The following is a 7134-nucleotide window of genomic DNA, read 5'->3' as shown; positions in this document are numbered from 1 at the left end:
GGCGCGCCGGTGAGCGAGCCCGCGCGGACCGGGGCCGCCCGGCCGTCCGCGACGCGGGCCGTCGGGAACCGGCCCCGGCGGGCGCACCGGCACAAGCACGGTCCGCCCGTTATGATCTGACCGATCGTCGACAACCAACCGCAGCGGGCCGATCACCCACTGCGCACCCGGACCCGAGCAGCGCGATCGGAGAGACGGACGTGAGCACCGGCTGGCAGTTCTGGGTCGACCGCGGCGGTACCTTCACCGATGTCGTCGCGCGCCGCCCGGACGGCCGTCTGCTGACCCACAAGCTGCTCTCGGACAATCCCCACCGGTACGCCGACGCGGCCGTCGCGGGCGTACGCGCACTCCTCGACGACGACGGACCGATCGACGCGGTCCGCATGGGCACCACCGTCGCCACCAACGCACTCCTGGAACGCAAGGGCGAACGCACCCTGCTCGTCATCACCCGCGGCTTCGGTGACGCCCTGCGCATCGCCTACCAGAACCGTCCGAGCATCTTCGCCCGTGCGATCGAGCTTCCCGAGTTGCTGTACGAGCGGGTCGTCGAGGTCGACGAGCGCATCGCCGCCGACGGCACCGTCCTGCGCGCCCCCGACCTCGACGCCCTCGCCGGCCCCCTCCAGGAGGCGTACGACGACGGGATCCGGGCGCTCGCCGTCGTCTGCATGCACAGCCATCTGCATCCCGCACACGAGCAGGCCATCGGCGGGCTGGCGGCCCGAACCGGTTTCCCGCAGATCTCGCTCTCCAGCGAGGTCAGCCCTCTGATGAAACTGGTCCCGCGCGGCGACACCGCGGTCGTCGACGCCTACCTCTCGCCCGTTCTGCGCCGCTACGTCCAGCACGTCGCCGACGAACTCGAGGGCGTCCGGCTGATGTTCATGCAGTCCAACGGCGGGCTGGCGGAGGCCGGGCAGTTCCGCGGCAAGGACGCCGTCCTGTCCGGGCCCGCGGGCGGCATCGTCGGCATGGCCAGGATGTCGCAGCTCGCCGGCTTCGACCGGGTGATCGGCTTCGACATGGGCGGCACCTCCACCGACGTCTCGCACTTCGCCGGCGCGTACGAACGGGTCTTCACCACCCAGATCGCCGGCGTCCGGCTGAGGGCGCCGATGCTCGACATCCACACCGTCGCGGCGGGCGGCGGCTCGGTGCTGCACTTCGACGGTTCCCGCTACCGCGTGGGGCCGGACTCGGCGGGCGCGGACCCGGGGCCCGCCTCCTACCGCGCCGGCGGTCCCCTGACCGTCACCGACGCCAACGTCATGCTCGGCCGCGTCCAACCCGCCCACTTCCCCGAGGTGTTCGGCCCGCACGGCGACCAGCCCCTCGACGACGCGCTCGTCCGCGAGCGCTTCGCCGCGCTCGCGGACGACATCCGCGAGCAGACCGGCGACGACCGCACCCCCGAGCAGGTCGCCGAGGGCTATCTGCAGGTCGCCGTCGCCAACATCGCCAACGCCGTCAAGCGGATCTCGGTCCAGAAAGGGCACGACGTCACCCGGTACGCGCTCACCACCTTCGGCGGAGCGGGTGGCCAGCACGCGTGCACGGTCGCGGACTCCCTGGGCATCCGCACCGTCCTCGTACCGCCCATGGCGGGGGTGCTCTCGGCGCTGGGCATGGGGCTCGCCGACACCACGGCCATGCGCGAGCAGTCCGTCGAGGCGCCGCTGGAGCCCGCCTCGATGCCCGGCATCCGGAAGACCGCCGACGACCTGGAGGGCATCGCCCGCGCCGAACTCCTCGCCGAGGACGTGCCCGAGGACCGCGTCCGGGTCGCACGCCGGGCCCAGCTGCGCTACGACGGCACGGACACCACCCTCACCGTCGAGCTGACCGAGCCCGGCGCGATGAGGCGCGCCTTCGAAGAACGTCATCGCGCCACGTACTCCTTCACGCTCGACCGGCCGATCGTCGTCGAAGCCCTCTCCGTCGAAGCCACCGGCGTCACCGAACCCCCCGATCTCTCGGCCCTCGCCCCGTACGAGGGCCGCTCCGCCTCCGGGACGGTCCGCCTGCACACGGGCGGCGCCTGGCGCGAGGTACCCCTCCACCACCGGGAGCACCTGCCGCCAGGCGACGCCGTCCTGGGCCCCGCGATCATCACGGAGGCCGGTGCGACGACCGTCGTCGACGACGGCTGGCGGGCCGCCGCGACCGACGACGGCCATCTCGTCATGGAACGCGTGGCGGTCACGGAGGGCTCCGATCTCGGTACGGAAGCCGACCCGGTGCTGCTGGAGGTCTTCAACAACCTGTTCATGTCCATCGCCGAGCAGATGGGCGCACGCCTGGAGTCCACCGCCCAGTCGGTCAACATCAAGGAGCGGCTGGACTTCTCCTGCGCCCTCTTCGACCCCGGGGGCAACCTGGTCGCCAACGCCCCCCACATCCCCGTCCACCTGGGCTCGATGGGCACCAGCGTCAAGGAGGTCATCCGGCGCCGCGCGGGCAGCATGCGGCCTGGTGACACCTACGCCGTGAACGACCCGTACCACGGGGGCACCCATCTGCCCGACGTCACGGTCATCACCCCCGTCTTCGACACGGAGGGTGAGCGGATCCTCTTCTACGTCGCCTCCCGCGGCCACCACGCCGAGATCGGCGGCATCGCCCCCGGCTCCATGCCCGCGCACAGCCGCAGTATCGAGGAGGAGGGCGTCCTCTTCGACAACTGGCTGCTCGCCGAGAACGGCCGCTTCCTCGAAGAGGCGACGCTGCGCCTGCTGACGGAGGCGCCCTGGCCGTCACGCAACCCCAGGACCAACCTGGCCGACCTGCGCGCCCAGATCGCCGCCAACCAGAAGGGCGTCGACGAAGTCGGCCGCATGATCGGGGACTTCGGGCTCGACGTCGTGCAGGCGTACATGAAGCACGTCCAGGACAACGCCGAGGAGGCCGTCCGCCGAGTGATCGGCGCCCTGGACGACGGCGAGTACGCCTATGAGACCGACTCCGGCGCCGTCATCCGCGTCCGCGTGCGGGTGGACCGTGAGCGCCGCCGCGCGACCATCGACTTCACCGGCACGTCCCCGCAGCTCGTCACCAACTTCAACGCGCCCTTCTCGGTCGTCAACGCGGCCGTGCTGTACGTGTTCCGCACCCTCGTCGCCGCCGACATCCCCCTCAACGACGGCTGTCTGCGTCCCCTCGACATCATCGTGCCGTCCGGCTCGATGCTCGCGCCCGAGCCGCCCGCCGCCGTCGTCGCCGGAAACGTCGAGACGTCCCAGGCCATCACCGGCGCTCTGTACGCGGCCCTCGGTGTCCAGGCCGAGGGCTCCGGCACCATGAACAACGTGACCTTCGGCAACGACCGTCACCAGTACTACGAGACCGTCGCCTCCGGATCCGGTGCCGGCGACGGCTTCCCGGGCGCGTCCGTCGTCCAGACCCATATGACCAACTCGCGGCTGACCGACCCCGAGGTCCTCGAATCGCGACTGTCCGTCCTCCTCGACGAGTTCGCGGTACGGGACGGCAGCGGGGGAGCCGGCCGCTGGCGTGGTGGCGACGGAGCGGTGCGTCGCATTCGCTTCCAGGAGCCCATGACCGTCTCCACGCTCTCGCAGCACCGCAGGGTCCCGCCGTACGGCATGGCCGGCGGCCGGCCGGGAGCGCTCGGCTCCAACCGTGTGGAGCGCGCCGACGGTACCGTGCGGCATCTGCGAGGCAGCGATTCGGCGGACGTCGGCACCGGCGACGTACTCGTCATCGAGACACCCGGCGGCGGAGGCTACGGACCGCCGCCCGACCCCCATCACGCAGGAGAAGAGAACGATGATCTTCGGGCGCAGTGAGCGCGGCAAGCCTCCGGTCGAGCCCGTCACGCTCAAGATCCTCGTGGCCGGCGGCTTCGGCGTGGGCAAGACGACCCTCGTCGGCGCGGTCAGCGAGATCCGGCCGCTGCGCACCGAGGAGGTGCTCACCGAGGCGGGCCGCCCGGTCGACGACACCCGCGGCGTGGAGGGCAAGCACACCACCACCGTCGCCATGGACTTCGGCCGTATCACCCTCCGTGAGGACCTGGTGCTGTACCTCTTCGGGACACCCGGTCAGGACCGCTTCTGGTTCCTGTGGGACGAACTGGCCACCGGGGCCCTGGGCGCGGTCGTCCTCGCCGACACCCGCCGCCTGGAGGACTGCTTCGCCGCCGTCGACTACTTCGAGCGGCGCTCCATCCCCTTCGTCGTCGCAGTCAACTGCTTCGAGGGCGCGGCTCGTTACCCGGCCGAGGACGTACGGCGGGCCCTTGACCTCGGCCATGGCGTGCCGGTCGTCCTCGGCGACGCCCGCGAGCGCGAGTCGGCCAAGGAGGTCCTGATCGAGGTCGTCCGGCATGCCGGGGCGTACTCCGCCGCCCGCCGCGAGCGCGTCGTCACCTGATCCCGCGGCAGCGCGTCACATACGGCCCGCACCCCACCGACCGGGGGCGGGCCGCAGCCGTGCGCGCCGCGTGGCTCACGCGAGACGCACGCATGTGTGGGGGTGGGGCTCACCCCTCACCGTCCTCGTACCAGCCGAAGCTCTTCTCCACGGCCTTGCGCCAGTTGCGGTACTCACGGTCGCGCACCGGGGCCTCCATGGCGGGTGTCCACTCGGCGTCCTTCTGCCAGTGCGAGGCCAGCTCGTCCAGACCGTTCCACACCCCTGTCGCCAGGCCGGCCGCGTACGCGGCGCCCAGGCAGGTCGTCTCGGAGACCTTCGGGCGGATCACGGGCACCCCGAGCACATCCGCCTGGTGCTGCATCAGCAGGTTGTTCTTCGTCATGCCGCCGTCGACCTTCAGGGTGGTGATCCGCACCCCTGAGTCCTGGTGCATGGCGTCCACGACCTCACGCGTCTGCCAGCTCGTCGCCTCCAGCACCGCCCGCGCGAGGTGTGCCTTTGTGACGTACCGGGTGAGTCCGGTGATCACGCCGCGCGCGTCGGAGCGCCAGTAGGGCGCGAACAGGCCCGAGAACGCGGGCACGATGTACGCGCCGCCGTTGTCCTCGACGCTCGCCGCCAGCGTCTCGATCTCGTCCGCGCCGCGGATGATGCCGAGCTGGTCACGGAACCACTGCACCAGCGCACCGGTGATCGCGATCGACCCTTCCAGGCAGTAGACGGGCGCCTCGCCGCCGATCTTGTAACCCATGGTCGTCAGCAGGCCGTTCTTGGACGGCACCGGCCGGTTCCCGGTGTTGAGCAGCAGGAAGCTGCCGGTGCCGTAGGTGTTCTTCGCCGTGCCCACGTCGTAGCACGCCTGCCCGAACACGGCCGCCTGCTGGTCGCCCAATGCCGAGGCGACGGGGACGCCGGCGAGCTGGCCGACGGCGGTCCCGTACACCTCGGCGGAGGACCTGATCTCCGGCAGCACGGCCTCCGGGATGTTCATCGCGGACAGGATCGACGGGTCCCACTGGAGCGTCTGGAGGTTCATCAGCATGGTGCGGCCGGCGTTGGTGACGTCGGTGACGTGGCGTCCGCCGTCCGTCCCCCCGGTCAGGTTCCAGATCAGCCAGGAGTCGATGGTTCCGAAGGCGATCTCCCCGCGCTCGGCGCGCGCCCTGAGGCCGGGGACGTTGTCGAGGAGCCAGGCCGCCTTGGGCCCGGAGAAGTAGCTCGCGAGCGGCAGCCCGGTCCGCTCGCGGAAACGGTCCTGCCCGTCGGCGCCCCCCAGGTCGTGGCACAGCCCCGCGGTCCGTGTGTCCTGCCACACGATCGCGTTGTGCACGGGTTTGCCCGTGGCGCGGTCCCACAGGACCGTCGTCTCGCGCTGGTTGGTGATACCGAGCGCGCTGAGCCGGCCGGCGCGCAGTCCGGCCTTGGCGATCGCGCCCGCGACCACCGCCTGCACCTTCGACCAGATCTCGGTGGCGTCGTGTTCGACCCAGCCCGGCTTGGGGAAGATCTGGCGGTGCTCGCGCTGGTCGACGGCGACGATCGCACCGTCCTGGTCGAAGATGATGCAGCGGCTGGACGTGGTGCCCTGGTCGATCGCGGCGACGTACTTCCGGTCGTGGTCCGTCATGACGTCCCCTTCGTCAAAGGGTCAGAAGGCTGCCTTGTACGCAAGGGCCGACAGCGCCCCGCCGATCAGCGGTCCCGCCACCGGTATCCAGGCGTAACCCCAGTCCGAGCCCCCCTTGTTGGGAATCGGCAGCAGTGCGTGGGTGATACGGGGGCCGAGGTCGCGGGCGGGGTTGATCGCGTAGCCGGTGGGCCCGCCGAGGGAGAGGCCGATCCCGACGACGAGCAGGGCGACGAGCAGGATGCCGATGCCCGAGCCGTAGGCCGTCGTGCCGGGGATCGGGCCGATGCCGGTGCCGAGGTTCTTGCCGAAGAACAGGATGGGCAGCACCAGACCCACGGTTGCGATGATCTCGGTGATCAGGTTGGCGACCGGATTGCGGATCGCCGGGGCCGTGGAGAAGATTCCGAGCGTGGGCTGCGCCGTGTCCTCCTCGGCGTTGGCCTGGAACTGCGCGAAGTACAGCAGCCAGGTCAGGACGGCGCCGAGGACCGCGCCCGCCATCTGGCCCAGCAGGTAGTAGGGAACGTCCCCCCACTCGGTGATGCCGGCCATGGCGAGGCCGAGCGTCACCGCCGGATTGAGGTGGCCGCCGGACTTGGGAGCGGCGGTGTACGCCCCCGCCAGGACGCCGAAGCCCCAGCCGAAGGCGATGACGACCCAGCCCGCTCCCTTCGCCTTGGAGTGGTTGAGGGTGACGGCGGCGCAGACACCGGCGCCGAACAGGATGAGTATGGCCGTTCCGATCAACTCGCCGACGAAGATGCTTCCATGCGTCATGGCGGCTCCTAGGCTCTCGCCCGGGGCGGCTTCGCCCCGTGTCCGTCCTGCGTGCAGGGTGCGTTTCCCTTGGCGACTTCAGCCGAAGGCGGGGAGGATTCCGCGCCCCGCCCGGCGTCCGCGACGATCGTGCCCGCAGTGGAATCGCCCGTGGGGGACGGCCCGTCGTACCGGCGTGGGCCTCGGGGGCGCACCCTCTGAATACGCCCGAATGCGGCGATGCCGACTGACATCCGGAAGTTTTCCCCGGCACCCAGGGAGCGTCAAGGTCGGCGACGGCAACGGTTGGGATCGCCGACGCGGGGCCGCCGCGTCCGGGGCGGGGG

At 71.1% G+C, this 7134-nt stretch carries 4 protein-coding genes; 2 read left to right on the top strand and 2 right to left on the bottom strand.

The genetic code is table 11. The annotated features are described in order from the left end of the window. Positions 1–200: 200 nt before the first annotated feature. Entirely contained in the window at positions 201–3812 is a 3612-nt protein-coding gene (locus ACFSL4_RS15765; protein ID WP_381082924.1) for a hydantoinase B/oxoprolinase family protein, read from the top strand. Continuing rightward, positions 3793–4398, top strand: a complete 606-nt coding sequence (locus ACFSL4_RS15760; RefSeq protein WP_381082922.1) for a GTP-binding protein — start codon at positions 3793–3795, stop codon at positions 4396–4398. Before ACFSL4_RS15765 ends, ACFSL4_RS15760 begins: the two co-directional genes overlap by 20 nt. Positions 4399–4507: 109 nt before the next feature. Here the strand turns inward: ACFSL4_RS15760 and glpK are convergent, their stop codons facing one another. Further along, positions 4508–6028, bottom strand: a complete 1521-nt coding sequence (gene glpK, locus ACFSL4_RS15755) for a glycerol kinase GlpK (protein ID WP_381082920.1) — start codon at positions 6026–6028, stop codon at positions 4508–4510. A gap of 21 nt (positions 6029–6049) precedes the next feature. Then, positions 6050–6808, bottom strand: coding sequence for an MIP/aquaporin family protein (locus ACFSL4_RS15750; protein ID WP_381082918.1), 759 nt, complete (start codon positions 6806–6808; stop codon positions 6050–6052). Positions 6809–7134: the final 326 nt, after the last annotated feature.

It is taken from the genome of Streptomyces caeni, assembly GCF_042678285.1.
In the GTDB taxonomy this organism is placed as follows: domain Bacteria; phylum Actinomycetota; class Actinomycetes; order Streptomycetales; family Streptomycetaceae; genus Streptomyces; species Streptomyces caeni.
Note: the sequence above shows the minus strand (reverse complement) of the source record. Positions and strands in the feature narration are given on the sequence as shown.

Bases quoted from the DNA above. Each gene is read 5' to 3' on its own strand.
- ACFSL4_RS15760 (WP_381082922.1), top strand. From the start codon at position 3,793: ATGATCTTCGGGCGCAGTGAGCGCGGCAAGCCTCCGGTCGAGCCCGTC.
- glpK (WP_381082920.1), bottom strand. From the start codon at position 6,028: ATGACGGACCACGACCGGAAGTACGTCGCCGCGATCGACCAGGGCACC.
- ACFSL4_RS15750 (WP_381082918.1), bottom strand. From the start codon at position 6,808: ATGACGCATGGAAGCATCTTCGTCGGCGAGTTGATCGGAACGGCCATA.